This window comes from Pseudoxanthomonas sp. CF385 (assembly GCF_900104255.1).
Taxonomy (GTDB): domain Bacteria; phylum Pseudomonadota; class Gammaproteobacteria; order Xanthomonadales; family Xanthomonadaceae; genus Pseudoxanthomonas_A.
In genome coordinates this window covers 1,543,706-1,566,265 of the sequence record NZ_FNKZ01000001.1, presented here as the reverse complement: position 1 = coordinate 1,566,265, position 22,560 = coordinate 1,543,706, and the positions used below count along the sequence as shown (strand labels likewise).

Genomic DNA, 22,560 nt, shown 5'->3' with positions numbered 1-22,560 from the left:
CGCGCGCGCCTCACTTGAGTTCGATGGTGATGGCCGCGGCGGCGGCCCGGGCCTTGGAACGGGCGACGTCCACGTCCTCGCCGCGTGCCAGCGTCACGCCGACGCGGCGGTGGCCTTCCACGCGCGGTTTGCCGAACAGGCGCAACGCCGTGTCGGGTTCTTCCAGCGCGCCTTCCACATTGCCGAACACCGGCACGCCGGTTCCGTGCGCCAGCATCGCGCACGACGCGGACGGACCGCTCTGGCGGATCACCGGGATCGGCAGGCCGAGGATGGCGCGCGCATGCAGCGCGAATTCTGAAAGTTCCTGCGAGACCAGCGTCACCAGGCCGGTGTCGTGCGGACGCGGCGAGACTTCGCTGAACCACACCTCGTCGCCCTTCACGAACAGCTCCACGCCGAACAAGCCCCAGCCACCGAGATCGTCGGTCACCGCCTTGGCGATCTGCTGCGCACGCTCCAGGGCACGCGGTGACATCGGTTGCGGCTGCCAGCTCTCGCGGTAGTCGCCGTCCTTCTGCCAGTGGCCGATCGGTTCGCAGTACGAGGTGCCGTCGGCGTGGCGCACGGTCAGCAGGGTGATCTCGTATTCGAAGTCGATGAAGCCCTCGACGATGCAGCGGCCGGCGCCGGCCCGACCGCCGGTCTGCGCGTACTCCCAAGCCGGGTCGATGTCCGCTTCGGCACGCAGCGTGCTCTGGCCCTTGCCGGACGACGACATCACCGGCTTCACCACGCACGGCAGGCCGATCTCGCGCACCGCATCGCGGTATTCCTCGTGGGTATCGACGAAGCGGTAAGGCGAGGTGGGCAGGGCCAGCGTTTCGGCCGCGAGCCGGCGGATGCCCTCGCGGTCCATCGTCAGCCGCGCGGCGCGCGCCGTCGGGATCACCCGGGCGGCGCCCTCCGCTTCCAGTGCCACCAGCGTCTCGGTATGGATCGCCTCGATTTCCGGCACCACCAGGTGCGGTTGTTCCTGCGCGATCAGGGCGCGTACCGCGGCCGGGTCCAGCATGTCCAGCACGTGCGCGCGATGCGCCACCTGCATCGCCGGCGCATCGGCATAGCGATCGGCCGCGATCACTTCCACCCCCAGCCGCTGCAGCTCGATGGCCACCTCCTTGCCCAGCTCACCCGACCCCAACAGCAGGACACGGGTGGCGTAGGGGGACAACGGGGTGCCGAGCGTGGTCATGGGGGACGATCCTGGAAAGGGGGCGCCAGTGTACCGGTCGGCCCGACGGACGGCGGCCACGGGGCTGTTGACATCTGATATCAAATTGATATCTTTTAATCCATCAATGACCGGGGACCGACCATGCTCCATGTGATCCACCAGATCCAGCGCCGCTGGCCTTCCCAGGCGCACAGGGTCGTCCCCGGCCTGCTCCTTCTCTCCGTCGCCCTGCTCGCGCTGGGTGCCGGCCTGTCGCTGCTGTGATCCCGTCCTGAGACCAAGACCATGAAAGAGAACGCCACGTCGTCGCTGCCCGGAATCCCGACCCTGCTCGGCCTGCTGGTGCTGGGCCTGGGGGTCATTGCGTTGTTCATCGCGGGCGCCGCCGACAAGCAGCCCGCCTACATGGTGGTGGCCGTCGTGCTGGGCTTCGTCGTCATGTTCCTGATGGCCGGCCTCTACAAGCTCGAGCCCAACCAGTCCGCCGTGCTCAGCCTGTTCGGCAAGTACGTCGGTACGGTGAAGGACAACGGCTTGCGCTGGAACAACCCCTTCTTCAGCAAGCGCAAGATCTCGCTGCGCATCCGCAACTTCGAAAGCAGCCGGCTGAAGGTCAACGAGCTGGACGGCAGCCCGATCGAGATCGCCGCGGTCATCGTCTGGCAGGTCGTCGATTCGGCCGAAGCCGTGTTCAACGTCGACGACTACGAGAGCTTCGTGCACATCCAGTCCGAATCCGCGTTGCGTGCGATGGCGTCCAGCTACCCGTACGACCAGCACGAGGAAGGCCAGATCGCGCTGCGCAGCCATCCGCAGGAGATCTCGCAGCACCTGCAGGAGCAGATCGCCGAGCGCCTGGGCAAGGCGGGCGTGGACGTGATCGAAGCGCGCATCAGCCATCTGGCCTACGCGCCCGAGATCGCCCAGGCCATGCTGCAGCGCCAGCAGGCCAATGCGGTGATCGCCGCGCGCACGCGGATCGTCGCCGGCGCGGTGGGCATGGTCGAAATGGCCCTGGCCGAGCTGCAGAAGAACGACGTCGTCAAGCTGGACGAAGAACGCAAGGCGCAGATGGTCAGCAACCTGCTGGTCGTGCTCTGCGGCGAACGCGGCACCCAGCCGATCGTCAACACCGGCTCGATCTACTGACCGGCGCCACGCCATGCACGCGCTCGCACCGCTCATCCTCGCGCTCTCCGGCCTGCCCGCGCTGCTCATCGGCGCGTGGGTGAGCCGGGCACGCGACCCGCGTTCCCGGGGCATGGCCCTGCACTGGGTGCTGATCGGCCTGGCCATCCAGGCCGGCGCGGTCGGTCTGTACTGGGCGGGCGACGACGACCGCATGGCACGGGGCGCCGTGATCGCGATGGTGGTGCTGGTCAACGCGCTGATCGTCTCGATGGTGCTGCAGCTGCGCCGCCACGGGAAGCGCCGGTGAGCGAAAAGCAGGACAAGAAGGCCTATCCGCTGCGCATCAGCGCCGACGTGCTGACCGCAGCGCAGCGCTGGGCCGACGACGAGCTGCGCTCGCTCAACGCGCAGATCGAGTACGTGCTGCGCGACGCGCTACGCAAGGCGGGACGGCTGCCGAAGAGCGGCTCCAACCCGGACGACAACAAGAAGGATTCGCCATGAACCACCGATGGAACCACAAGGTCATCGAAGTCCCGTACAAGATGTTCGCGGGCAAGCTCACCGATCGCATCCAGCAGGAACTGGACAAGATGAGCGCACAGGGATGGGAGCTGGTCAGCACGCTCTTCATCGAACACGAAGTCTCGGTGCGCCTGTTCTTCAAGAAGCCCGCCTGACCCTTCCGCACGGAGCCGCCGCATGCACCACCCGCAGGACTTCCCCGTCGCCCCGCCACCCGCCCACGTCGGTTGGTGGCTGTTGCTGCCGCTGGTGCTCGCCATCGTCGCCATCGTCGCCGCGATGACGACGGCATCGAAGACGCCGCCATCGCTCGCGGCCTGGTCGACGGTGCCGTTCGTCCTGCTCGTCGGCGCAGTCCTCGCGCTCGCGCTGCGGCGACGCGCGATCGTGCTGGACAATCGCGAGCTGCAGGTGCGCGCCACGTTCTACACGAAGAAGCTCGCGGTGGAGTCCATCGACCTGGACAAGGCCCGCGTGGTGAGCCTGGAGGAGCACACCGAGCTCTCGCCGATGCTGAAGACCAACGGCTTCAGCCTGCCGGGCTTCAAGGCCGGGCATTTCCGCCTGCGCAACCTCGGGAAGGCGTTCTGCCTGGTCACCGATCGCACACGCGTGCTGACGCTGCCGTTGCGCGACGGCAGCCTGGTACTGGTCAGCCCGGCACGCCCGGCCGACCTGCTGGCCCGCCTGCGCGAACTGGCGGCGCCCACGCCGCGTCGCTAAGCTGCGGGCATGCCCCGCCTGCCTGCCCAGCCGCTGAAATCCGTCCTGCTCAACACCGCGCAGATCGAGCTGTGGCCGGCCGACACCTTGCGCGTGCGCAGCAATGCGGATGCGCGCGTGCTGGCCGGCGCGCACACGGTCCTGCGCCGCAAGGCCGATGGCCGATACCTCGCGGCGGTGTCTGCGCGTGGTGTGCACCCGTTGGTGACGGGCCTGCCCCGCGAACCCGGTCTGGATGAAGCATGGGACGCCCTGGAGCGGTTCGAGGCCGCCGCGCGCGGATTCGACGCCGACACCCAGGGCCTGCTGCCCTTGCACGCGCTGCAGGAACGCCTGCATGCGCTGGGGCTCGATGACGCGTATGGCACGCGCACGGGCCTGGCGCTGGTCGCCGAGCCCGCTTCCCTCGCCTTCGCCGGTCGTGACCGCTATCGCCGCCCGCTCTGGCTGACGCGTTCCGCGGCGCGCGGATGGCAGGCACTGCGCGCGGCCGCTGCGCGTGATGGGATCGTGCTCGAGGCCATCTCCGGCTATCGCAGCCACGATTACCAACTCGGTATCTTCGAACGCAAACTGGAGCGCGGACAGACCGTCGAGCAGATCCTGACCGTCAACGCGGCGCCCGGCTACAGCGAACACCACAGCGGCCGCGCGCTCGACATCGGCACGCCGGGCGAACCGCCGGCCGAGGAATCCTTCGAGCGCACACCCGCCTTTGCGTGGCTCACCCTCCATGCCGGTGGGTTCGGCTTCGTCATGAGTTACCCGCGCGACAATCCGCACGGCATCGTGTACGAACCGTGGCATTGGTACTATCTGGGCCATGACAGCGGTGGGGACCGCTGAAGCCAAGGCCGGACGCCGGCCACCAGGGGGATCGCATGGAGAATCCGTACCAAACGCCCGCGGCGGACGTCATCGCTGCGCCTGCCACGCACACGACGTGGCACTTCAAGGATCCCACCTGGCTGACCTGGGTCTGCCGCGCTTGCCTGGTCGCCGGTGCCCTGGTTTCGCTGCTGATGATCGCCGTGATGGCGCGACAGTATTCGTTGTTCGAGGAAGCTGCGGCCAATGGCTGGACAGTCGACGACGTATACGCGGAATCGGGCCTGACGTTCCTCGCGGCCACGCTCCTGCAGTTCGTGACCATGATGGCGTCGTTCGTGTTCATCGGCATGTGGATCTATCGCGCGGCATGGAACGGACGCGTCTTCGCGGGTGCACGGCAGCTGGATTTCACACCGGGCTGGTCGGTCGGCTGGTACTTCCTTCCCATCGCCAATTTATGGAAGCCCTACCAGGCCATGAAGGAGATCTGGCGCGCCAGTGCTCGTCCGGAGAAGGTCGACGACGCCGAGGTTCCCGGCTGGCTTCCACTCTGGTGGTTCCTTTGGTTGGCCTTCAGCATCACGAGCAACTTCGCGGGCCGGAATTCCATGAGGGCCAACACGCCGGAGGCGGAAATGGACGCTGCGCTCGCCTCCATCACGTGCGATGCGATCAATGTGCCTCTGTGCCTCGTCCTCTTGCTGATCATCACGCGCGTGCACCGCATGCAGTGGCAACGCCAGACCGAGCGCCTGCAGGCGCTCGCGGGCTGACGCCGGCTTCCGAACCTAGTCCTGCGACCGCTTCGTCGCCGTCTTGGCCTCGGTACCGAAATCCGCGATCCGCCACAGGTACTGCGCCGCATAGGTGCGGTAAGGGCCCCACTTCTCGCCGCGTGCGAGCAGCTCCTTCGGCGTCGGCATGACGTCCTGCTTGTCGACGAACTGGGCGCCCTTGCGCACGCCCAGGTCGTCGATCGGCAGCACGTCGGGACGGCCGAGGCGGAACATCAGCATCATCTCCACCGTCCAGCGGCCGATGCCGCGAATGGGCACGAGCGCAGCGACGATATCGTCCTCGCTCATCACCGACATCTGCCGCAGGGTCGGGATCTCGCCCCGTTGTTCGCGCGCAGCCAGGTCGCGCAGCGCGAGGGTCTTGTTGCCGGACACGCCACAGGCGCGCAGCCCCGTGTCGTCGATGCGGCCCAACGTGTCGAAATGCAGGCGCGTGCTGCCGATCGCGCTTTCCACGCGTCCGACGATGGTGCCGGCGGCCTTGCCGCTGAGCTGCTGGTAGAGGATGGCGCGTGCCAGCGCGTCCACGGGATCGAATGGCTTGCGCCACGTCGGTTGCGGCTCGATGTAACCGATCCGCTTCATCCAGGTGCCGAGCTTGCGGTCGCGTCGCGCCAGGTGGTCCCAGGCCTGCTCGGTGTCGAAGCCGCGCGCGTGCCGGGGCATGGTGTCAGCGACGCACCGCGTCCACGGCCCACAGCACCCACCCCAGCATCAGGGTGATGCCGCCCGCGGGCGCGAGTCGTGTCGGCAGACCGGCGAGCGCGCCCCCCACGAGGCTGCCGGAGAACAGCAGCGTGCCCAGCAACAGCAGGCCGAGCGCCAGCTTGCCCATGCGTCGGGTAGTGCCGGGGGACAGCGCGGCCAGCGCGAGGCCATGACCGAACGCGAACAGGGCCGCCATCTGCACGTGCGATTGGGCCTGGGCGAGCGCGATCCCGTGCGAGGCATAGGCGGACAGGCCCACGGCGCCTGCAGCGAGCAGGCCGCCGCCCAGCGCGAGGAACGAGGGTTTGCGTTGACGTCGATCGTAGTTCATCGGCTCCGGGGTCCCCGGTATCGGACGGGCATCCTGCCAGCGGCGGACGGACCGTTGCGGCAGGGCGACCCCGCAAACGCAACGCGCCGCATGAAGCGGCGCGTTGGCGTGGAGCTGACCATCCGGAACGGTCGTCCGGGAGGGCTTAGTGCTTGACGGCCCAGTAGATGTCGAACTTGCCGTCGGCTTCGAACGAATTGTCGACGCCCGACTTCCACGACTCGTACGGACGATCCACGACTTCGTGGCCGGCGGTCACCGCCCAGGCGCGCAACGCATTGCGCTGGTTGTCGAGTTCGGCCATGTAGCCGGTGTAGCTGGCGAAGGCGGACTTGCGCGCGTCCACGTGGACGTACGTCACCGGCGCGCCCGAGGGGATCGTGACCTTCAGCTCGCCCGTCGAGGCGACCGGCGCGGCAGGCACCGCGATCGGGGCTTCGCCCTCGGCGGCCGCGGCATCGGGCTTCGGTGCGGCGCTGCCCTTGCGGACCGGCTGGGCGACGTCGAAGGCGTACTTCTCGGTGCCGAAGTCGGTGGTGATGATGCGCACCGGACCGGCGGCGACCAGACCATTGGCGTCCATGACGCGCTTGATCCACTCCTGGTTGCCCTTGATCGACGCCTTGATCGCGTCGTTGGTGCGGTCGATGTTGCCTGCGTTGACGACCAGCAGGTCCTCGGCGGGCACGTCGACGATCTTCAGGTCGGTCAGCGGGCTGCCTTCGGTGCGGTAGTCGAAGTTCGGCACGGTGGCCAGCATGTTGGTCAGCTTGGAGAGGCCGGCCTTCACGCTGTCGCCCACATGGCGGCTGACGTACATGCCCGCGTAGCGGCCGATCAGGTTCCAGCCGTACTTCACTTCGTACTGCTGGGTGATCTTGACGTTGCGGTTGTTCTTGCCCGACGGCTCCAGCGAGAAGACGCTGCGCTTGTCGGTGCCCATGCGCTTGTCGGTGATCGCGTAGACGATCTTGCCGGGGCCGCCGGACGGCGCGGGGCGCTCGCTCTCGACGATTTCCCAGCTGCCCTGGCCCCAGGCGGCATTGGCGGAATTGAAATCGACCTTGGCGCCGACGCCGGAGTCATTCTCGCCACCGGAGTAGCTCAGCTCGTTGGCGGCGCTCGGGATCAGCGGGTTCCAGTCCTTCAGTCGGCGCACGTTGTTCAGCGTGTCGAACACGATGGTCATGCGACGGTTGGTTTCAACGCTTTCCTGCAGCTCGCGCGAGGACGGCAGAACCAGGCCAATCACCAGGAACAGCGCCAGAACCAGCGCCAACGCAATCACGAACTCGATCAAACGGGTCATTCAGGAAGTCTCCGGGGGCCGGTGCCACGGCCGTGAAAAAAATGCACCGCGCATCCTAGCAGGGTTGCCGGGCTTCGGGCAGCCCACCTGACACCGGTTGGCAGCCCTATTCCGGGGCGTATGGAGCGGCCCCGCCGCGTCGTGTCGGGGCCGTCGGCGGCGGCCATCCGGCCGCCTTCACACGAGCTGCAACTCGAAGGCCTTCAGGACGGCCCGGGTGCGGTCGCGCACGCCCAGTTTCGACAGGATGTTGGACACGTGGTTCTTGATCGTGCCCTCGGCCACGCCCAGCGAGTTGGCGATCTCCTTGTTGGAGAAGCCGCTGGCCATCAGCCGCAGGATCTCGGTCTCGCGGTCGGTCAGCGGATCCGGGCGGTCGAGGCTGACGAATTCGTTGCGCATGTGTTCCAGTCCCGACAGCAGGCGCTGGGTCACTGCCGGCTGGACGAGGGAGCCGCCGTCGGCGACGGTCCGGATCGCACCGACCAGCTGTTCCAGCGAGACGTCCTTCAGCAGGTAGCCCTTGGCCCCCGCTTTCAGGCCGGCGAGCACGAGCTGGTCGTCATCGAACGTGGTCAGGATGATGGTCGGCGGCAACTGGCCGGAGCGCGCCAGCGCCTGCAGGGCTTCCAGGCCGGACATCACCGGCATCCGCATGTCCATCAGCACCACGTCGGGCTTGATCTGGGGCACGAGCTCCACGGCCTGCTTGCCGTCCGCGGCCTCGGCCACGACCTCGATGCCGTCGTCCAGCGCCAGCAGGGAGCGGATGCCCTGGCGTACCAGGGTTTGGTCGTCGACCAGGCAGACACGGATCACAGGGTTCCTCCTGAGCTGAGCTCGGGTGTGGGTTCGGGTGGGGAAACGGGAAGCGGCGCGAGGGCCGGCGGGGCTTCGCTGACGGGCAAGGCGATATGCAGGCAGAAGCCCTGCCCCGGCTGGGTCTCGATGCGCAGCTCACCGCCGTACTGGACCAGGCGCTCGCGCATGCCGGTCAGGCCGTTGCCGGCGACCACCTGCGGGCTGCCGGCGCCATCGTCGCGCGCATCGATCAGTATCCGGGCCCCGTCCCGTCGGCAGTGCAGCCAGAGGTTCCGCGCCGCGGCATGGCGTACGGCATTGGTGATGATTTCCTGGGTGCATCGCAGCAACACGTGGGCGCGATGCGGGTCTTCCAGGGTCAGCGGCTCCTCGATGTCCATGTGGATGGACAGCGACGGGACCTTCTCGGCCAGCGGCACCAGCGCAGCACCCAGGTCGATGGCCCCGCTGTCGCGCAGCTGGCTGACCGCTTCGCGCACGTCGGTCAGGAGCAGGCGGGCCAGCGTATGGGCCTGGCGGACGTGCTCCTGTGCCCGTCCTTCGGTGATGTGGCCAGCCACCTCGAGGTTCAGGCTGAGGGCGGTCAGGTGGTGGCCCAGCAGGTCGTGCAGCTCGCGGGAGATGCGGGTGCGCTCGTTGACGCGGGCGCTTTCGGCCAGCAGGACCCGGGTGGCGCGCAGTTCCGCATTGAGCCGCCGCTGTTCCTCGCGGGCCTGCGCCTGCTGGCGCGCCACGTAGGTGGTGATCAGCACGAACGCGGCGAAGCCCACGTAGAACATCGACTGGAACAGGGCTTCCCAGAAGTTGAAATCGTCGCGCGCCATGAACGACGGCACGAGCAGCACGTGGGCCGCCAGCAACCAGGCCACGGCGAAGCGCAACTCCAGCAGCCAGGGCAGCACGCCGGCCATGATCAGCAGCAGCACGGCCCCCAGGCCGGTCTGGGTATAGAAGCCCACCCCGATGGATGTCGCCGTCAGCACCATGGCCAACGGGACGTTCCAGGCCACCGGCAGGCTGTCCCGGCGCCCGTCCAGTGCCCGGGTCGCCAGCCAGTACACCGCACCGAACGCGAAGTAGCTCAGCGCGGTCAGCGGCAGGTTCACGCCCTGCCCGTCGGTCCCGCTGGACGGCGGCAACACCCACACATTCAGGATGATGGGAATCCCCACCAGGGCCCATGTGTAGAGGCCGGCGGCACGCAGCAGGCGGGTATGGCTGAGTCGTCCCAACATCCGGGCATAGTAGGCGGAATCCCCGGCGGCCATGCCCCAACTAAAGTCATGGCGGCCGCGGCGCGCGTGCATCTGCCGGGTTCATGCCCCGCTCACCCGCTGCCTCGCCGGCTTCGGGGCCACCATGCGATAATCCCCGCTTGGCCGCGTGCCACCCCGCAAGACCCGTACGGAGTCAGGTAATGTCGATCGTCATCCGCGACGTGCGCGAGCACGAGCTGGATTCCGTCCTAGCCCTCAACAACAATGCCGGACTGGCCATCCTGCCGCTGGATTCGGCGAAGGTCCGTCGCTTCTACGAGACGGCCGAGTATTTCCGCGTCGCCGAGCGCGACGGCAACCTCGCCGGTTTCCTCGTCGGCTTCGGCTCGAGCGCCGGGCACGACAGCAGCAACTTTGCCTGGTTCGGCGAGCGCTATCCGCAGTTCTTCTACATCGACCGCATCGTGGTCGCCAGCCGCCGGCGTGGCGGCGGCGTGGGCCGCGCCTTCTATGCCGATGTCCAGAGCTTCGCCGAACTGCGCTACCCGCAGCTGGCGTGCGAGGTCTTCCTCGACCACGGGGCCGATCCGGCCCTGCTGTTCCATGGCAGCTTCGGTTTCCGCGAAGTCGGTCAGCACGTGATGGCCGAAGCGAACGTCCGCGCGAGCATGCTCATGAAGGAACTGTGCAGCTATCCCTGGGTGCGCGACACCTACCGCGATGCCCTGCCGGACACCCCCTGGACCCGCACGCGCCTGCTGGCGGACGCAGGCGCACAGCGCCCGACGGGAACATGAGCGTGACCCGGACGCATATGGACTACGAACAGGCCGGCGAACTGAAGATCGGCCAGGTGGGCATCGCCAACCTCCGCATCCGCACCCTCGATGTCGACCAGCTCGTCCGCGAGATGCGCGAGCGCGTCGAGCGCGCGCCGAAGCTGTTCGGCCGTGCGGCCGTCATCGTCGACTTCGGCGGCCTGGCGCGCATGCCCGACACGGCGACGGCGCAGTCGCTGATCGATGGCCTGCGCGGCGCCGGAGTGCTTCCGGTGGCGCTGGCGTATGGTTCGCGTGAGACCGAGGTGCTCGCCGAGCAGCTCGGCCTGCCGCTGCTGGCCAAGTTCCGCGCGCAGTACGAATCCGGCTCGCCAGCGCCCGCGTCTGCCGCGCCCCCGCGACCGGCCGCCGCCGAGCCCGCGCCGGCGAAGGCCGCGCCTGCCGCCAAGGCGGTCGAGACCAAGCCGGGCCTGGTCCAGAAGACGCCGGTCCGCTCGGGCCAGCAGCTGTACGCCGAGAACCGGGACCTGACCGTGCTCAGCACCGTCGGCGCCGGCGCGGAGGTCATCTCCGACGGCTCCATCCATATCTACGGCGCGCTGCGCGGCCGCGCCCTCGCCGGCGCGCGCGGCAACGCCGATGCGCGCATCTTCTGCCGTGAATTCCATGCCGAACTGGTCGCCGTCGCCGGCCACTACAAGGTGATGGAGGAAGTACCCAAGGAACTGCGTGGCAAGGCCGTGCAGATCTGGCTGGACCAGGACCAACTCAAGATCGTCGCGCAGGACTGATGCGCGACGCCCACGCACATAAGAACGACCAAGGAGAACACCATTGGCTGAAATCATCGTAGTCACGTCCGGCAAGGGCGGCGTCGGCAAGACCACCACCAGCGCGAGCATCGCCTGCGGACTGGCGCGTCGCGGCAAGAAGGTCGCGGTCATCGACTTCGACGTCGGCCTGCGCAACCTCGATCTCATCATGGGCTGCGAGCGCCGCGTGGTGTACGACTTCGTCAACGTCACCCAGGGCGAGGCCACGCTGAAGCAGGCCCTCATCAAGGACAAGCGCTTCGAGACGCTGTACGTGCTGGCCGCCTCGCAGACGCGCGACAAGGACGCGCTGACGAAAGAAGGCGTGGAAAAAGTGCTGAAGGACCTGTCCGACGACGGCTTCGAGTTCGTCGTGTGCGATTCGCCCGCCGGCATCGAGAAGGGCGCCTTCCTGGCGATGTACTTCGCCGACCAGGCCATCGTGGTGGTCAACCCGGAAGTCTCCTCCGTGCGCGACTCCGACCGCATCCTGGGCCTGCTGGATTCCAAGACCCGCCGCGCCGAGAACGGCGAGCCGCTGAAGGCCAACCTGCTGCTGACCCGCTACAACCCCGCGCGCGTCGAAGGCGGCGAGATGCTCAGCATCAAGGACGTGGAGGACGTGCTGGGCCTGAAGACGCTCGGCGTGATCCCGGAGTCCGGCGACGTGCTGAACGCCTCCAACAAGGGCGAACCGGTCATCCTCGACCTGGAATCGCCGGCCGGCCAGGCCTATGACGACACCGTTGCGCGCCTGCTGGGCGAAGACCGCCCGCTGCGCTTCACCACCCTGGAGAAGAAGGGTTTCTTCAGCAAGTTGTTCGGAGGTTGAGCATGGGCCTGTTCGATTTCCTCAAGGCGAAGAAGAACACCGCCGAGACCGCGAAGAACCGCCTGCAGATCATCATCGCGCAGGAGCGCAGCTCGCGCGGCGCGCCCGACTACCTGCCGCTGCTGCGCCGCGAACTGCTGGAAGTGATCAAGAAGTACGTCAACGTCGACGTCGACGCGGTCAAGGTGGACCTGATCAAGGACGGCGACCACGACGTGCTCGACATCTCCGTGGCGCTGCCGGAAGGCAACACCTGACGCTGTGACGGGCGGCGCCCTGCTCCGCCCGTGTTCCCGATGGACGCGCCCCTGACCGACGCCGAAGCCTCCGTGATGCGGGTCGGCCGCCTGCCCTTCGCGGACGCGGCCTCGCTGCTGGCCGGGTATGGCCTGGTCCTGCACCACGTGGACCCGGGCGCACCGATCCCCGGCAGTTTCTGGGGCGAACCGGAGGCCGGCGTGATCGCCCACAACGTCTACGTGCGCGACGACACGCCCGTGCACTCGATGCTGCACGAAGCCTGCCACCTGATCGTGCTGCCGGATGAGCGCCGCGCGCAGGTGCACACCGACGCCACCGACTCGGTGATCGAGGAAGACGCCACCTGCTGCCTGCAGATCATCCTGGCCGATGCGCTACCCGGCGTGGGGCGCGAACGGCTGATGGCCGACATGGATGCCTGGGGGTACACGTACCGGCTGGGGTCGACACAGGCGTGGTTCGAACACGACGCCGACGACGCCCGCGCGTTCCTGCAGCAGCGCGGGCTACCCTTCCGCTGACCCGGCGGTGACACCCGGGCGCGCTGCGGCGCGCGATCTGTCGCGGCGCCCGCCATTCCCGTGGGCGCGGTTCGAACACGACGCCGACGACGCCCGCGCGTTCCTGCAGCAGCGCGGGCTACCCTTCCGCTGACCCGGCGGTGACACCCGGGCGCGCTGCGGCGCGCGATCTGTCGCGGCGCCCGCCATTCCCGTGGGCGCGGTTCGAACACGACGCCGACGACGCCCGCGCGTTCCTGAAGGATCGGGGCCTGCCGCACCGCTGACAGCACCTTCCCGCAAGGCGGCGTGACGTCGGACTTGCCGCCCCCTCCGCGTCTCACTACCCTTCGGGTTCCCGTGCCAGCCGCACCCCGAAGGACGTCCCGTGAAGCACCGTCACCTCCTGCTCGCCCTCGCCATCGGCGCCGGCGTCGCCACGCTCGCCGCCTGCAAGAAGGACGAACCCGCCGCGGATACGACCGCCGCACCCGCCGCGCCGCAGGGCGAGACCGCCGACCAGTTCATCGCGCGCGTCAACGACGAGTTCAAGAAGATGTACCCGGAGCTCACCGCCGCCCAGTGGCTGTCGAGCACCTACATCAACGACGACAGCCAGCTGCTGGCCGCCAAGGGCAACGAACGTTACCTGACCCAGCTCAACACCTGGATCGAGCAGGCGAAGAAGTTCGAAGGCCAGAAGATGTCGCCGGAGACGGCCCGCGCCATCCAGCTGCTGAAGCTGGCCACCGCGATGCCCGCGCCGAAGGATCCGGCCAAGCTGGCCGAGCTGACCCAGATCGCCACCAAGATGGAAGGCGCCTATGGCGCAGGCGAGTACTGCACGGGTGAGGGAGAGGCAAAGAAGTGCCGCCAGCTGGGCGAACTCGAGGACGTGCTGCGCAGCAGCCGCGACTACGACGCGCAGCTCGATGCCTGGCAGGGTTGGCACACGATCGCCCAGCCGATGCGCAAGGACTACACGCGCTTCGTCGAACTGGTGAACGAAGGCTCCAAGGAAATGGGCTTCGCCGACACCGGCGAAATGTGGCGCAGCGGCTACGACATGACGCCGGCCGAGATCGCCGCCGAAACCGATCGCCTGTGGGGCCAGGTCAAGCCGCTCTACGAGCAATTGCACTGCTACACCCGCACCAAGCTGCAGGCCACCTACGGCGTGGAGAAGGGCCAGGTCAACGGCCTGCTGCCCGCCCACCTGATGGGCAACATGTGGCAGCAGGACTGGGGCAACCTGTGGGACATGCTGGAGCCGTACAAGGGCGCCGGCAGCCTCGACATCACCGGCGCGCTGGAGAAGCAGTACCAGGCCGATTACCAGGCGGCGCTGGCCAAGGCCGGTCCCGGCCCGGGCACGGACGCGCTCTTCCAGGCCGAGCGCGAGGCGCAGCTGCAGGTCGCCAAGCAGATGACCGAGCGCGCGCAGGATTTCTACAACAGCCTCGGCATGCCCAAGCTGCCCGAGAGCTACTGGACCAAGACCCAGTTCATCAAGCCGATCGACCGTGACGTCGTCTGCCACGCCAGCGCGTGGGACATGAACATGGCCGGCGACGTGCGCACCAAGATGTGCATCAAGCCCAACGAGGAAGACTTCACCACCATCTACCACGAGCTGGGCCACGTGTATTACTACCTGGCCTACAACAAGCTGCCGCCGCTGTTCCAGACCGGCGCGCACGATGGCTTCCACGAGGCGATCGGCGACACGATGGTGCTGGCGATGACGCCGGATTACCTGAAGTCGATCGGCATGGTCGGCGAACAGCAGCAGACCAACGAAGCGCTGATCAATGCGCAGATGCGCATGGCGCTGGCGAAGGTGTCCTTCATGCCGTTCGGGCTGATGATCGACCGCTGGCGCTGGGGCGTGTTCGACGGTTCGATCAAGCCGGCCGACTACAACAAGGCCTGGTGGGACCTGAAGGCGAAGTACCAGGGCGTGGCGCCTGCGACCGCGCGCGGCGAAGACTTCTTCGATCCGGGTGCGAAGTACCACGTGCCGGGCAACACGCCGTATACGCGCTACTTCCTCTCGCACGTGCTGCAGTTCCAGTTCTACAAGGGCCTGTGCGACGCGGCCGGCTACAAGGGCCCGCTGTACAACTGCAGCTTCTACGGCAACAAGGCCGCGGGCCAGAAGTTCTGGGCGATGCTCGAGAAGGGCGCCGGCCAGCCGTGGCAGGCCACGCTGAAGGAGCTCACCGGCGGCGAGAAGATGGACGCCGGCCCGGTGCTGGAGTACTTCGCTCCGCTGCAGGACTGGCTGAAGCAGCAGAACGAAGGCCAGACCTGCGGATGGCCGGCCACCGCGCCCGCCGCTGCGGCGGCGCCGGCCAAGCCCTGAGTTGCACGCATGGGCGGGCCGCGTGAGGCCCGCCCGTTCCAATCCCACGCTCCGACATGGAGGTCCGAAGAATGACGCGATCGAACACCCTGCGATGCCTGGCCAGCCTGATGCTGGTCGCCACGCCCCTGGCCGCCAGCGCGGGCGTGACCCAGGTGGCCGGTGAAGCCAGCCGCACGCCCGCACAGGCCGCGCCCGCGTGGAAGCTGGCGCCGTTTCCCGCGAGCACCACCATCGGCCAGGGTTACCGCGAACTCGCGCTCGAGCGGCTGGTCGAACTCGAACAACGCAATGCCAGCCAGCGCATCAAGGCCACCCAGATCGGCATCGGCCGGAAGCTCGCAAGCGAAGGCATCGGACGCACCACGCCCGCGTTGCGCTGGGTGCCGCTCCGCACGGGAGGCGCGGTCGCGCGCCTGCAGATCGGCTCTCCGGATGCGCTCGGTCTGCGTGTCGGCCTGCAGGTGAAAGGACTGCATCCCCACGTGGAACTGCGTTTCGCCGGCGCCGACGATCCGGGACGCGTCGTGGCCATGGTCACTGCCGCGGAAGCGCAGTCGCTGGCCGATGCCCAGGGGCTGTACTGGACGCCCGCCACCGATGGCGCGGCGCAGATCATCGAGGTCTACCGCCCTGCCCACGTCAAGGTGCTCCAGGCGAGGCTGCAGGCGCCGGAAATCTCGCACCTGCTCACCAACAGCCGCAACGATTTCAAGATCGTGAAGGCACTGGGCGACTCCGGCGCGTGCAACATCAACGCCGTCTGCCGCGTCGACGCGTTGGGTCCTGCTTATGTGCAGGCCAAGAACGCGGTGGCGCACATGGTGTTCTCCACCGGCGGCAAGAGCTATGTGTGCACCGGGACGCTCATCAACGACACCACCGCTGCCACCCAGGTGCCCTACTTCTACTCGGCCGCCCACTGCATCGGCGACCAGACCGTCGCGAACACGCTCAACACCTACTGGGCGTACGAGAACACCGGGTGCACGGTCACCAACGCCGTCAGGGGGAATCCGCTGACGGGCGGCGCCGACCTGCTCTTCGTCGACGCCGCGAGTGACGCCCTCCTGCTGCGCCTCAGGAACCCGGCCCCCGCCGGTGCGACGTTCGCAGGGTGGGACGCCAGCCCCGTTGCGCTGGATGCCGACGTCATGGCCATCCACCATCCGGCGGGCGACGCGAAAAAGGTGTCGTTCGGCAAATCGGTCACCGGCAGCCCCTATCCGGAGCGGTTTGCGGCAGGCTGGCTCGAAGGCACGACCGAAGGCGGCAGCAGCGGCTCGGGGCTCTTCACCCGCTACACCGACAACTCGTATCGCCTGCGGGGCGGTCTGTACGGCGGCTGGGCGACCTGCGCGAATTCCGGCAACCTCAACAACGCGCAGAACCGCGATTTCTACTCCCGCCTGGACCTGATCTTCCCGCAGATCAAGCAGTGGATCGCCGCGGATCCGGTGCGTGAGAACGGCTCGCAGCCTCTGGTCCGGAGTGCCGGCGCAACAGCCCAGGGTCAGGGCGCGCGCACCGCGAGCACGCCGGAGACTCCGGCGCTCCGCACGCGCCCGGCCATCATCGAAGGCCCTCGCTCGTTGAAGCCGACGCGCACGCAGCGCGAACGCTGAACGCTGCCGACGGGGTGCGAAAAAAAGGCCGGCATATGCCGGCCTTTTTCTTGGGTACGCACCGACTTCATCGACCGCCCACGCAGGCGCCGGATGCTGGTCGCCCCGGCAGTCCCGCTCGCGCATGCCCACGATCCTGACCCACGCCCTGCTCCCGCTTGCCGCCGCTGTCGCGCTCGGCCGCACCCGCCTCCCGCCACGGCTGGCCCTCGCCGGCATGGCGGCCGCGGTGCTGCCCGATGCCGATGTCGCGATGTTCGCGCTCGGCATCGACTACGCGCATGCCTGGGGTCACCGCGGCGCGAGCCACTCGTTGGTGTTCGCACTCGCCTGCGGCGCCCTGGCGGCCCTCCTTGCACGATCACTGCGGGCGCGCGCGATCGGTGCCCTGGCCTTCGTCGCGTTGTCGGCCGCGTCCCATCCCCTGCTCGACATGCTGACCGATGGTGGACTGGGCGTGGCGCTGTTCTGGCCGTGGTCCGACGCGCGTCATTTCGCGCCCTGGCGGGTGGTCGAGGTGTCGCCGTTCGCGAACCGCTTCTTCAGCGCGCGCGGTGCGGAAGTGCTGTGGTCGGAGCTGCGCTGGGTGTGGCTGCCGACGGTTGTGGTCGCGGGCGCGATCGCATGGCGCCGCCGCTGCGCGCCACAGGAGGGGCGATGTCAGTCGCGTCCGTGAAATGACGCGTCCATGCGGCCTGTGACGAGGATGCGTTGAAGTCCTGCCAGCGTTTCCGGGAGTATTCCCCATCCACGTCGGGCGGTCGCGACTGACCTCGCGCCTACACCAAGAGCACCGGGACCGCTCGAAGCGTCAGTTGATGTCCGGCGCCGATTCCGGCTTGTTCGCCTTCATCTGTTCGGCCATCTGCTGCTCGAACTGTTCCAGCGTCAGTCCCTGCGCGGCCGCTTCGATGACGGCGGTGTCGCGCAGCTCGTCGGAGTACACCAGGCGCACCGCGTTGCCCTGCGCTTCGTGGAGCGCGGCGGCCTGCTTGATCATCGCCAACACTTCCGCCGCGCTGTCGGAACTGCCGGCGATGCGGCCGTCCATGCCCAGCACCCAGACGCCCGCTTGGCGCACGATGCCCGCGAGCAGTTCGCCCTGCGGATTGCGCAACTCGGCGTGCGGCTCGATCGCCGGCGCGTTGGCGCGTGCCTGGTTGCGCTCCTTGGTGACCTTGCGCTTCTTCGCTTCGCGGCGGGCCTTGGACTGGATGGACATGGGGAGATCTCGTTGCAGGTCAGAGTTGGTCGGTGGGCTCGAGCGCGGCCGGCGCGCGCGGACACGCGGGCTGGCGACGGCTGGCGTGCGATTCCCATTGCCACATCAGCCAGCCGACCAGCACGAAGCCGGCCATGCCCAGCGCCAGATGCAGGCCATGATGGCTCAGCAGCGGCGACAGCACACCGGCGATGATGGCATTGACCACCAGGTTGCTGAAGGCCTGCAGCGAGGACGCCGCGCCGCGCTGGCGCGGATACATGTCGAGGATGGCCAGGGTGAGGATCGGGAACACCAGCGCCACGCCCAAGGCGGCCAGCATCATCGGCAGCACGGCCCACGGCACCCGGATGTCCGCGCCGGCCCAGGCGTTGTAGCCCACGTTAGCCACCATCGCCAACGCCATGCAGGCGTAGCCGATCTTCACCAGGCGCGCGCCCTCCATCCGGCCGGCCGCGCGCCCCGAGAGGAACGCGCCCAGCACCATGCCCCCGATGGTCGGCAGGAACAGCCACGCGAACTGCTGCTCGTTGAGGTGCAGCAGGTCCATCACGAACGCGGGCGCGGAGGCGATGTACAGGAACAGGCCGCCGAAGCTCAGCGAACCGGCCAGCGCCAGGCGCAGGAAACGGCGATTGCGCACGATGCCGACGTAGTCGCGCAGCAGGTGGCGCGGCGACACCTTCAGGCGCACTTCGGCCGGATGGGTCTCGGGCAGCCACACGGCCACCGCGACCAGCAACAGCAGCGAGAACGCGGCCAGGAACCAGAAGATCATCGGCCAGGCGCTCCAGCCCAGGATCCAGCCGCCGACGATCGGCGCGATCGCCGGGGCGATGCCGAAGATCATCGAGACCTGGCTCATCAGCCGCTGCGCGTCGTCGCCGTGGCGCGCATCGCGGATCACCGCGCGGCCGACGATGAAGCCCACGCCGGCCGAGAGGCCCTGCAGCGCGCGGAACAGCAGCAGCGTGCCCATGTCGGTGGCCAGCGCGCAGCCGGCCGAAGCCAGCAGGAACACGAACAGGCCGCCCTGGATCACCCGCTTGCGCCCGAACGCGTCCGACAGCGGACCGTGCACCAGGCTCATCAGCGCATAGGTCAGCAGGTACGCGCTGATGGTCTGCTGCATCGCCACCTTGTCCGCGCCCAGCTGCGCGCCCATCGCCGGGAAGGCCGGGAAGATGGTGTCGATCGAGAACGGGCCGAACATCGCCAGCCCGCCCAGCAGCAGGGCCAGGCGGCGGTTGGAGATGGCGTGGGGGGCACTCATTGCGGGGGACGCTCCGGACGGGCGCGGCGGTCCACCATGAACAGGCCGCGCCGGGCGGCACATGGTACGCCGAAACCGCCGGCGGCCCCGCCACGGGGCCATCGGCGGGCTATCCCGGGCTATACTTGGCCGGCAACACCCGGTGGGAGAAGCCCGTCGCACGCGACCGGCTGCCGAAGGCGCAAACGCCCGTAATCGCTCAGGCCCGATACCACCACTGCAGCAGACACTCTGGAGAGACCGGCCGCCTCGCGGCAGCGCCGGCGCCGAAGGGGCACGAAGCACGCGACCTCGTCCGCCGCGCTTCCAAACTCTCAGGCAAAAGGACAGAGGGGCATCCCACGTGCGTTCTCCGCGCGCCGGTCCTCTTTGCCCTTCCCGGATGCCTGCCATGTCGAACACCCCCACCCTGCGCGAGCTCGAGCACCACGGCGCGTTCCTCGAACGCCACATCGGCCCCAACGACGCCGAGATCGCGCACATGCTGCGCATCGTCGGCCACGACTCGCTGGACGCGATGACCGACGCCATCGTGCCGACCAACATCAAGTCCGCGCAGCCGCTGGCCCTGCCTTCGCCGATCAACGAAGAAGAAGCGCTGGCGAAGATCCGCGCCGTCGCCGACCGCAACCAGGTCTTCCGCAGCTTCATCGGCCAGGGTTATTACGGCACCCATACGCCGAAGGTCATCCTGCGCAACATCCTCGAGAACCCGGCCTGGTACACGGCCTACACGCCCTACCAGGCGGAGATCTCGCAGGGCCGCATGGAAGCGCTGATCAACTTCCAGACCATGGTCGCCGACCTGACCGGCATGGAGATCGCCAACGCCTCGCTGCTGGACGAAGGCACCGCCGCCGCCGAGGCGATGACGCTGGCCAAGCGCTCGGCCAAATCGAAGTCGAACACCTTCCTGGTCGCCGGCGATACCCACCCGCAGACGCTGGAAGTGCTGGCCACCCGCGCCGAACCGCTGGGCATCACCGTCGATGTCGTGCGCTCCACCGACGCCTTCCACGAAAAGCTCGCCGCCGGCGACTACTTCGGCGTGCTCGTGCAGTACCCGGCCTCCAGCGGTTGGGTCGAGGAATGGACGAAGGATGCCGAGACCATCCACACGAACAACGCCCTGTTCGTCGTCGCCACCGACCTGCTCGCGCTCACCCTGCTGAAGTCGCCGGGCGAGATGGGCGCCGACATCGTGGTCGGCAATTCGCAGCGCTTCGGCGTGCCGTTCGGTTTCGGCGGCCCGCACGCCGGCTTCATGGCCTGCCGCGACGCCTACAAGCGCAGCATGCCGGGCCGTTTGATCGGCGTATCGGTCGATGCCGAAGGCAAGGCCGCGTACCGCCTCACACTGCAGACGCGCGAGCAGCACATCCGCCGCGAGAAGGCCACCTCCAACATCTGCACCGCGCAAGTGCTGCTGGCGGTGATGGCCAGCATGTACGCCGTCTACCATGGCCCCGAAGGGCTGAAGCGCATCGCCGGCCGTGTCGCGCGCCTCACCGCCATCCTCGCCGAAGGCCTGCGCACGCTGGGTTACCCGGCCGTGCACGCCAGCGCGTTCGACACCCTGTGCATCGAGCCGGGCGACGCGCGCGACGCCATCCTCGCCCGTGCCCGCGCTGCCCGCATCAACCTGCGCGTGCGCGGCAACGGTTCGCTGTGCGTGTCGCTGGACGAAACCACCACGCGCGCCGAAGTCGAAGCGCTGTGGGGCGTGTTCGCCGGTGACGGCGTCACGCTGCCGTCGATCGATGCGCTGGACGCCAGCGCGCCCTCGCTGATCCCGGCCGCCCTGCGCCGCACCAGCGAATTCCTGACTCACCCGGTGTTCAACACCCACCATAGCGAGCACGAACTGCTGCGCTACATGCGTGCGCTGTCGGACAAGGACCTGGCGCTGGACCGCACCATGATCCCGCTGGGCAGCTGCACCATGAAGCTCAATGCCACCGCCGAGATGATCCCGGTGACGTGGCCGGAATTCGGCAACATCCATCCTTTCGCGCCGGCCGAGCAGTCGCAGGGCTACACCCAGCTGATCGATGAGCTGGAAGCCATGCTGGTCGAGTGCACTGGTTACGACGCCGTCAGCCTGCAGCCGAACTCCGGTGCGCAGGGCGAGTACGCCGGCCTGCTGGCGATCCGCGCCTACCACCGCGCGCGCGGCGACGCCCACCGCGACATCTGCCTGATCCCCGAATCCGCGCACGGCACCAACCCGGCCAGCGCGCAGATGTGCGGCATGACCGTGGTGGTCACCAAATGCGACGCCAACGGCAACGTCGATGTCGAAGATATCCGCCGCGCCGCCGAGAAGTACAGCGACCGCCTGGCCGCGATCATGATCACCTACCCGTCCACGCACGGCGTGTTCGAGGAAGACGTGGTCGCCATCTGCGACATCGTCCACCAGCACGGCGGCCAGGTGTACACCGATGGCGCCAACATGAATGCGCTGGTCGGCGTGGCCAAGCCCGGCAAGTGGGGCTCGGACGTCTCGCACCTCAACCTGCACAAGACCTTCTGCATTCCGCACGGCGGCGGCGGCCCGGGCGTCGGCCCGTGCGCGGTGAAGGCGCACCTGGCGCCCTACCTGCCGAAGAAGCTCGGCGGCGAAGGCGACGTCGGCATGGTCAGCGCGGCCAGCTTCGGCAGCGCCAGCATCCTGCCGATCAGCTGGATGTACGTCACCCTGATGGGCGCCTCCGGCCTGCGCAAGGCCACCCAGGTGGCGTTGCTCAACGCCAACTACATCGCCAAGCGCCTGGAAGCGCACTACGAGACGCTGTACACCGGTCGCAACGGGCTGGTGGCGCACGAGTGCATCCTCGACCTGCGCCCGATCAAGGACGCCACCGGCATCAGCGCCGAGGACGTCGCCAAGCGCCTGATCGACTTCGGCTTCCACGCGCCCACGCTGAGCTTCCCCGTGGCCGGCACGCTGATGGTCGAACCGACCGAAAGCGAATCGCAGCACGAACTGGACCGCTTCATCGACGCGATGATCGAGATCCGCGAAGAGATCCGCGCGGTCGAAGACGGTCGCCTGGACCGCGAGGACAACCCGCTGAAGAACGCGCCGCACACCGCCACGATGGTGATGGCCAGCGAGTGGACCCATGCGTATCCGCGCGAACTGGCCGCGTTCCCGCTGGCCACGCTGAAGCTGCAGAAGTACTGGCCGCCGGTCGCGCGCGTGGACAACGTCTACGGTGACAAGAACGTCATGTGCGCCTGCATCCCGGTGGATGCGTACAAGGACGAAGTGGACGCCTGAGTGCGGTACCACGGATGACGAAGAAGCCCCGCCG

25 protein-coding genes and 1 riboswitch are annotated in these 22,560 nt (G+C 68.1%); of the genes, 17 read left to right on the top strand and 8 right to left on the bottom strand.

Annotated features, from left to right (window positions below; all coding sequences use genetic code 11):
• Window positions 1-10: 10 nt before the first annotated feature.
• Complete coding sequence (gene purT, locus BLT45_RS07165; protein ID WP_093296852.1) at window positions 11-1,195, bottom strand: formate-dependent phosphoribosylglycinamide formyltransferase; 1,185 nt, start codon at window positions 1,193-1,195, stop codon at window positions 11-13.
• A gap of 123 nt (window positions 1,196-1,318) precedes the next feature.
• On the opposite strand from purT, the gene BLT45_RS18615 reads away from it, so the two are divergent.
• From BLT45_RS18615 to BLT45_RS07130, 8 genes are read left to right on the top strand one after another with little or no spacing between them, the layout of a single operon-like run.
• The gene (locus tag BLT45_RS18615; protein WP_256385814.1) at window positions 1,319-1,441 is read left to right on the top strand and encodes a hypothetical protein; all 123 of its coding nucleotides are present in this window, start codon (window positions 1,319-1,321) and stop codon (window positions 1,439-1,441) included.
• A gap of 21 nt (window positions 1,442-1,462) precedes the next feature.
• Window positions 1,463-2,326, top strand: coding sequence for an SPFH domain-containing protein (locus tag BLT45_RS07160; RefSeq protein ID WP_093296850.1), 864 nt, complete (start codon window positions 1,463-1,465; stop codon window positions 2,324-2,326).
• 13 nt (window positions 2,327-2,339) lie between these two features.
• Window positions 2,340-2,615, top strand: coding sequence for a hypothetical protein (locus tag BLT45_RS07155; protein ID WP_093296848.1), 276 nt, complete (start codon window positions 2,340-2,342; stop codon window positions 2,613-2,615).
• Window positions 2,612-2,812 carry a type II toxin-antitoxin system antitoxin gene (locus tag BLT45_RS07150; protein ID WP_093296846.1) on the top strand — a complete coding sequence of 67 codons (201 nt, stop codon included), beginning with the start codon at window positions 2,612-2,614 and terminating at the stop codon, window positions 2,810-2,812. Before BLT45_RS07155 ends, BLT45_RS07150 begins: the two co-directional genes overlap by 4 nt.
• A complete protein-coding gene (locus BLT45_RS07145) occupies window positions 2,809-2,988 on the top strand; it encodes a DUF4177 domain-containing protein (protein WP_093296844.1) in 180 nt (59 codons plus the stop codon). The genes BLT45_RS07150 and BLT45_RS07145 overlap by 4 nt, the downstream gene beginning before the upstream one ends.
• Window positions 2,989-3,010: 22 nt before the next feature.
• A complete protein-coding gene (locus BLT45_RS07140) occupies window positions 3,011-3,556 on the top strand; it encodes a PH domain-containing protein (RefSeq protein WP_093296842.1) in 546 nt (181 codons plus the stop codon).
• 9 nt (window positions 3,557-3,565) lie between these two features.
• Window positions 3,566-4,402: a M15 family metallopeptidase gene (locus BLT45_RS07135; RefSeq protein ID WP_093296840.1), complete on the top strand. Its 837-nt coding sequence runs from the start codon at window positions 3,566-3,568 to the stop codon at window positions 4,400-4,402.
• A gap of 35 nt (window positions 4,403-4,437) precedes the next feature.
• Complete coding sequence (locus BLT45_RS07130; protein ID WP_139187955.1) at window positions 4,438-5,160, top strand: DUF4328 domain-containing protein; 723 nt, start codon at window positions 4,438-4,440, stop codon at window positions 5,158-5,160.
• 15 nt (window positions 5,161-5,175) lie between these two features.
• On the opposite strand, the gene BLT45_RS07125 is transcribed toward BLT45_RS07130, so the two are convergent.
• The 5 genes from BLT45_RS07125 to BLT45_RS07105 form a co-directional block, all read right to left on the bottom strand.
• Entirely contained in the window at window positions 5,176-5,850 is a 675-nt protein-coding gene (locus BLT45_RS07125) for a DNA-3-methyladenine glycosylase family protein (RefSeq protein WP_093296838.1), read from the bottom strand.
• A 4-nt stretch (window positions 5,851-5,854) separates the two neighbouring features.
• Window positions 5,855-6,223 (bottom strand): DUF423 domain-containing protein, encoded by a 369-nt coding sequence (locus tag BLT45_RS07120; RefSeq protein WP_093296836.1) that lies wholly within the window; start codon window positions 6,221-6,223, stop codon window positions 5,855-5,857.
• Between the two features lie 145 nt (window positions 6,224-6,368).
• The gene (locus tag BLT45_RS07115; RefSeq protein ID WP_093296834.1) at window positions 6,369-7,532 is read right to left on the bottom strand and encodes a polyketide cyclase; all 1,164 of its coding nucleotides are present in this window, start codon (window positions 7,530-7,532) and stop codon (window positions 6,369-6,371) included.
• A gap of 177 nt (window positions 7,533-7,709) precedes the next feature.
• A complete protein-coding gene (locus tag BLT45_RS07110; RefSeq protein ID WP_093296832.1) occupies window positions 7,710-8,351 on the bottom strand; it encodes a response regulator in 642 nt (213 codons plus the stop codon).
• Window positions 8,348-9,589, bottom strand: a complete 1,242-nt coding sequence (locus BLT45_RS07105; RefSeq protein WP_093298653.1) for a sensor histidine kinase — start codon at window positions 9,587-9,589, stop codon at window positions 8,348-8,350. The genes BLT45_RS07110 and BLT45_RS07105 overlap by 4 nt, the downstream gene beginning before the upstream one ends.
• Window positions 9,590-9,771: 182 nt before the next feature.
• Here BLT45_RS07105 and BLT45_RS07100 point away from each other — a divergent pair, with 182 nt between their 5' ends.
• From BLT45_RS07100 to BLT45_RS07065, 8 genes are all read left to right on the top strand, one after another.
• Window positions 9,772-10,368, top strand: a complete 597-nt coding sequence (locus BLT45_RS07100) for a GNAT family N-acetyltransferase (protein WP_093296830.1) — start codon at window positions 9,772-9,774, stop codon at window positions 10,366-10,368.
• Window positions 10,369-10,370: 2 nt separating this feature from the next.
• Entirely contained in the window at window positions 10,371-11,141 is a 771-nt protein-coding gene (gene minC / locus BLT45_RS07095; RefSeq protein ID WP_175455751.1) for a septum site-determining protein MinC, read from the top strand.
• 43 nt (window positions 11,142-11,184) lie between these two features.
• Complete coding sequence (gene minD, locus BLT45_RS07090) at window positions 11,185-11,994, top strand: septum site-determining protein MinD (RefSeq protein ID WP_093296826.1); 810 nt, start codon at window positions 11,185-11,187, stop codon at window positions 11,992-11,994.
• Between the two features lie 2 nt (window positions 11,995-11,996).
• Window positions 11,997-12,251 carry a cell division topological specificity factor MinE gene (minE, locus tag BLT45_RS07085; RefSeq protein WP_093296824.1) on the top strand — a complete coding sequence of 85 codons (255 nt, stop codon included), beginning with the start codon at window positions 11,997-11,999 and terminating at the stop codon, window positions 12,249-12,251.
• 39 nt (window positions 12,252-12,290) lie between these two features.
• Entirely contained in the window at window positions 12,291-12,776 is a 486-nt protein-coding gene (locus BLT45_RS07080; protein WP_093296822.1) for a hypothetical protein, read from the top strand.
• Window positions 12,777-13,143: 367 nt separating this feature from the next.
• Window positions 13,144-15,120: a M2 family metallopeptidase gene (locus BLT45_RS07075; protein ID WP_093296820.1), complete on the top strand. Its 1,977-nt coding sequence runs from the start codon at window positions 13,144-13,146 to the stop codon at window positions 15,118-15,120.
• A gap of 71 nt (window positions 15,121-15,191) precedes the next feature.
• Window positions 15,192-16,745, top strand: a complete 1,554-nt coding sequence (locus tag BLT45_RS07070) for a trypsin-like serine peptidase (protein WP_093296818.1) — start codon at window positions 15,192-15,194, stop codon at window positions 16,743-16,745.
• 124 nt (window positions 16,746-16,869) lie between these two features.
• Complete coding sequence (locus BLT45_RS07065) at window positions 16,870-17,421, top strand: metal-dependent hydrolase (RefSeq protein WP_093296816.1); 552 nt, start codon at window positions 16,870-16,872, stop codon at window positions 17,419-17,421.
• Window positions 17,422-17,556: 135 nt separating this feature from the next.
• Here BLT45_RS07065 and BLT45_RS07060 read toward each other — a convergent pair whose 3' ends face one another.
• Together BLT45_RS07060 and BLT45_RS07055 are read right to left on the bottom strand one after the other, a co-directional pair.
• Window positions 17,557-17,967, bottom strand: a complete 411-nt coding sequence (locus BLT45_RS07060; RefSeq protein ID WP_093296814.1) for a hypothetical protein — start codon at window positions 17,965-17,967, stop codon at window positions 17,557-17,559.
• Between the two features lie 19 nt (window positions 17,968-17,986).
• Entirely contained in the window at window positions 17,987-19,240 is a 1,254-nt protein-coding gene (locus tag BLT45_RS07055; protein ID WP_093296812.1) for a multidrug effflux MFS transporter, read from the bottom strand.
• A gap of 221 nt (window positions 19,241-19,461) precedes the next feature.
• Window positions 19,462-19,580: riboswitch (glycine riboswitch) on the top strand.
• A 42-nt stretch (window positions 19,581-19,622) separates the two neighbouring features.
• Here BLT45_RS07055 and gcvP point away from each other — a divergent pair.
• A complete protein-coding gene (gene gcvP, locus BLT45_RS07050; RefSeq protein ID WP_175455750.1) occupies window positions 19,623-22,526 on the top strand; it encodes an aminomethyl-transferring glycine dehydrogenase in 2,904 nt (967 codons plus the stop codon).
• Window positions 22,527-22,560: the final 34 nt, after the last annotated feature.

Coding starts and splice junctions, on each gene's coding strand:
- purT (WP_093296852.1), bottom strand. CDS start 1,195: ATGACCACGCTCGGCACCCCGTTGTCCCCCTACGCCACCCGTGTCCTG.
- BLT45_RS18615 (WP_256385814.1), top strand. CDS start 1,319: ATGCTCCATGTGATCCACCAGATCCAGCGCCGCTGGCCTTCCCAGGCG.
- BLT45_RS07160 (WP_093296850.1), top strand. CDS start 1,463: ATGAAAGAGAACGCCACGTCGTCGCTGCCCGGAATCCCGACCCTGCTC.
- BLT45_RS07155 (WP_093296848.1), top strand. CDS start 2,340: ATGCACGCGCTCGCACCGCTCATCCTCGCGCTCTCCGGCCTGCCCGCG.
- BLT45_RS07145 (WP_093296844.1), top strand. CDS start 2,809: ATGAACCACCGATGGAACCACAAGGTCATCGAAGTCCCGTACAAGATG.
- BLT45_RS07140 (WP_093296842.1), top strand. CDS start 3,011: ATGCACCACCCGCAGGACTTCCCCGTCGCCCCGCCACCCGCCCACGTC.
- BLT45_RS07135 (WP_093296840.1), top strand. CDS start 3,566: ATGCCCCGCCTGCCTGCCCAGCCGCTGAAATCCGTCCTGCTCAACACC.
- BLT45_RS07130 (WP_139187955.1), top strand. CDS start 4,438: ATGGAGAATCCGTACCAAACGCCCGCGGCGGACGTCATCGCTGCGCCT.
- BLT45_RS07125 (WP_093296838.1), bottom strand. CDS start 5,850: ATGCCCCGGCACGCGCGCGGCTTCGACACCGAGCAGGCCTGGGACCAC.
- BLT45_RS07120 (WP_093296836.1), bottom strand. CDS start 6,223: ATGAACTACGATCGACGTCAACGCAAACCCTCGTTCCTCGCGCTGGGC.
- BLT45_RS07115 (WP_093296834.1), bottom strand. CDS start 7,532: ATGACCCGTTTGATCGAGTTCGTGATTGCGTTGGCGCTGGTTCTGGCG.
- BLT45_RS07105 (WP_093298653.1), bottom strand. CDS start 9,589: ATGTTGGGACGACTCAGCCATACCCGCCTGCTGCGTGCCGCCGGCCTC.
- BLT45_RS07100 (WP_093296830.1), top strand. CDS start 9,772: ATGTCGATCGTCATCCGCGACGTGCGCGAGCACGAGCTGGATTCCGTC.
- minE (WP_093296824.1), top strand. CDS start 11,997: ATGGGCCTGTTCGATTTCCTCAAGGCGAAGAAGAACACCGCCGAGACC.
- BLT45_RS07080 (WP_093296822.1), top strand. CDS start 12,291: ATGGACGCGCCCCTGACCGACGCCGAAGCCTCCGTGATGCGGGTCGGC.
- BLT45_RS07070 (WP_093296818.1), top strand. CDS start 15,192: ATGACGCGATCGAACACCCTGCGATGCCTGGCCAGCCTGATGCTGGTC.
- BLT45_RS07065 (WP_093296816.1), top strand. CDS start 16,870: ATGCCCACGATCCTGACCCACGCCCTGCTCCCGCTTGCCGCCGCTGTC.
- BLT45_RS07060 (WP_093296814.1), bottom strand. CDS start 17,967: ATGTCCATCCAGTCCAAGGCCCGCCGCGAAGCGAAGAAGCGCAAGGTC.
- BLT45_RS07055 (WP_093296812.1), bottom strand. CDS start 19,240: ATGAGTGCCCCCCACGCCATCTCCAACCGCCGCCTGGCCCTGCTGCTG.
- gcvP (WP_175455750.1), top strand. CDS start 19,623: ATGCCTGCCATGTCGAACACCCCCACCCTGCGCGAGCTCGAGCACCAC.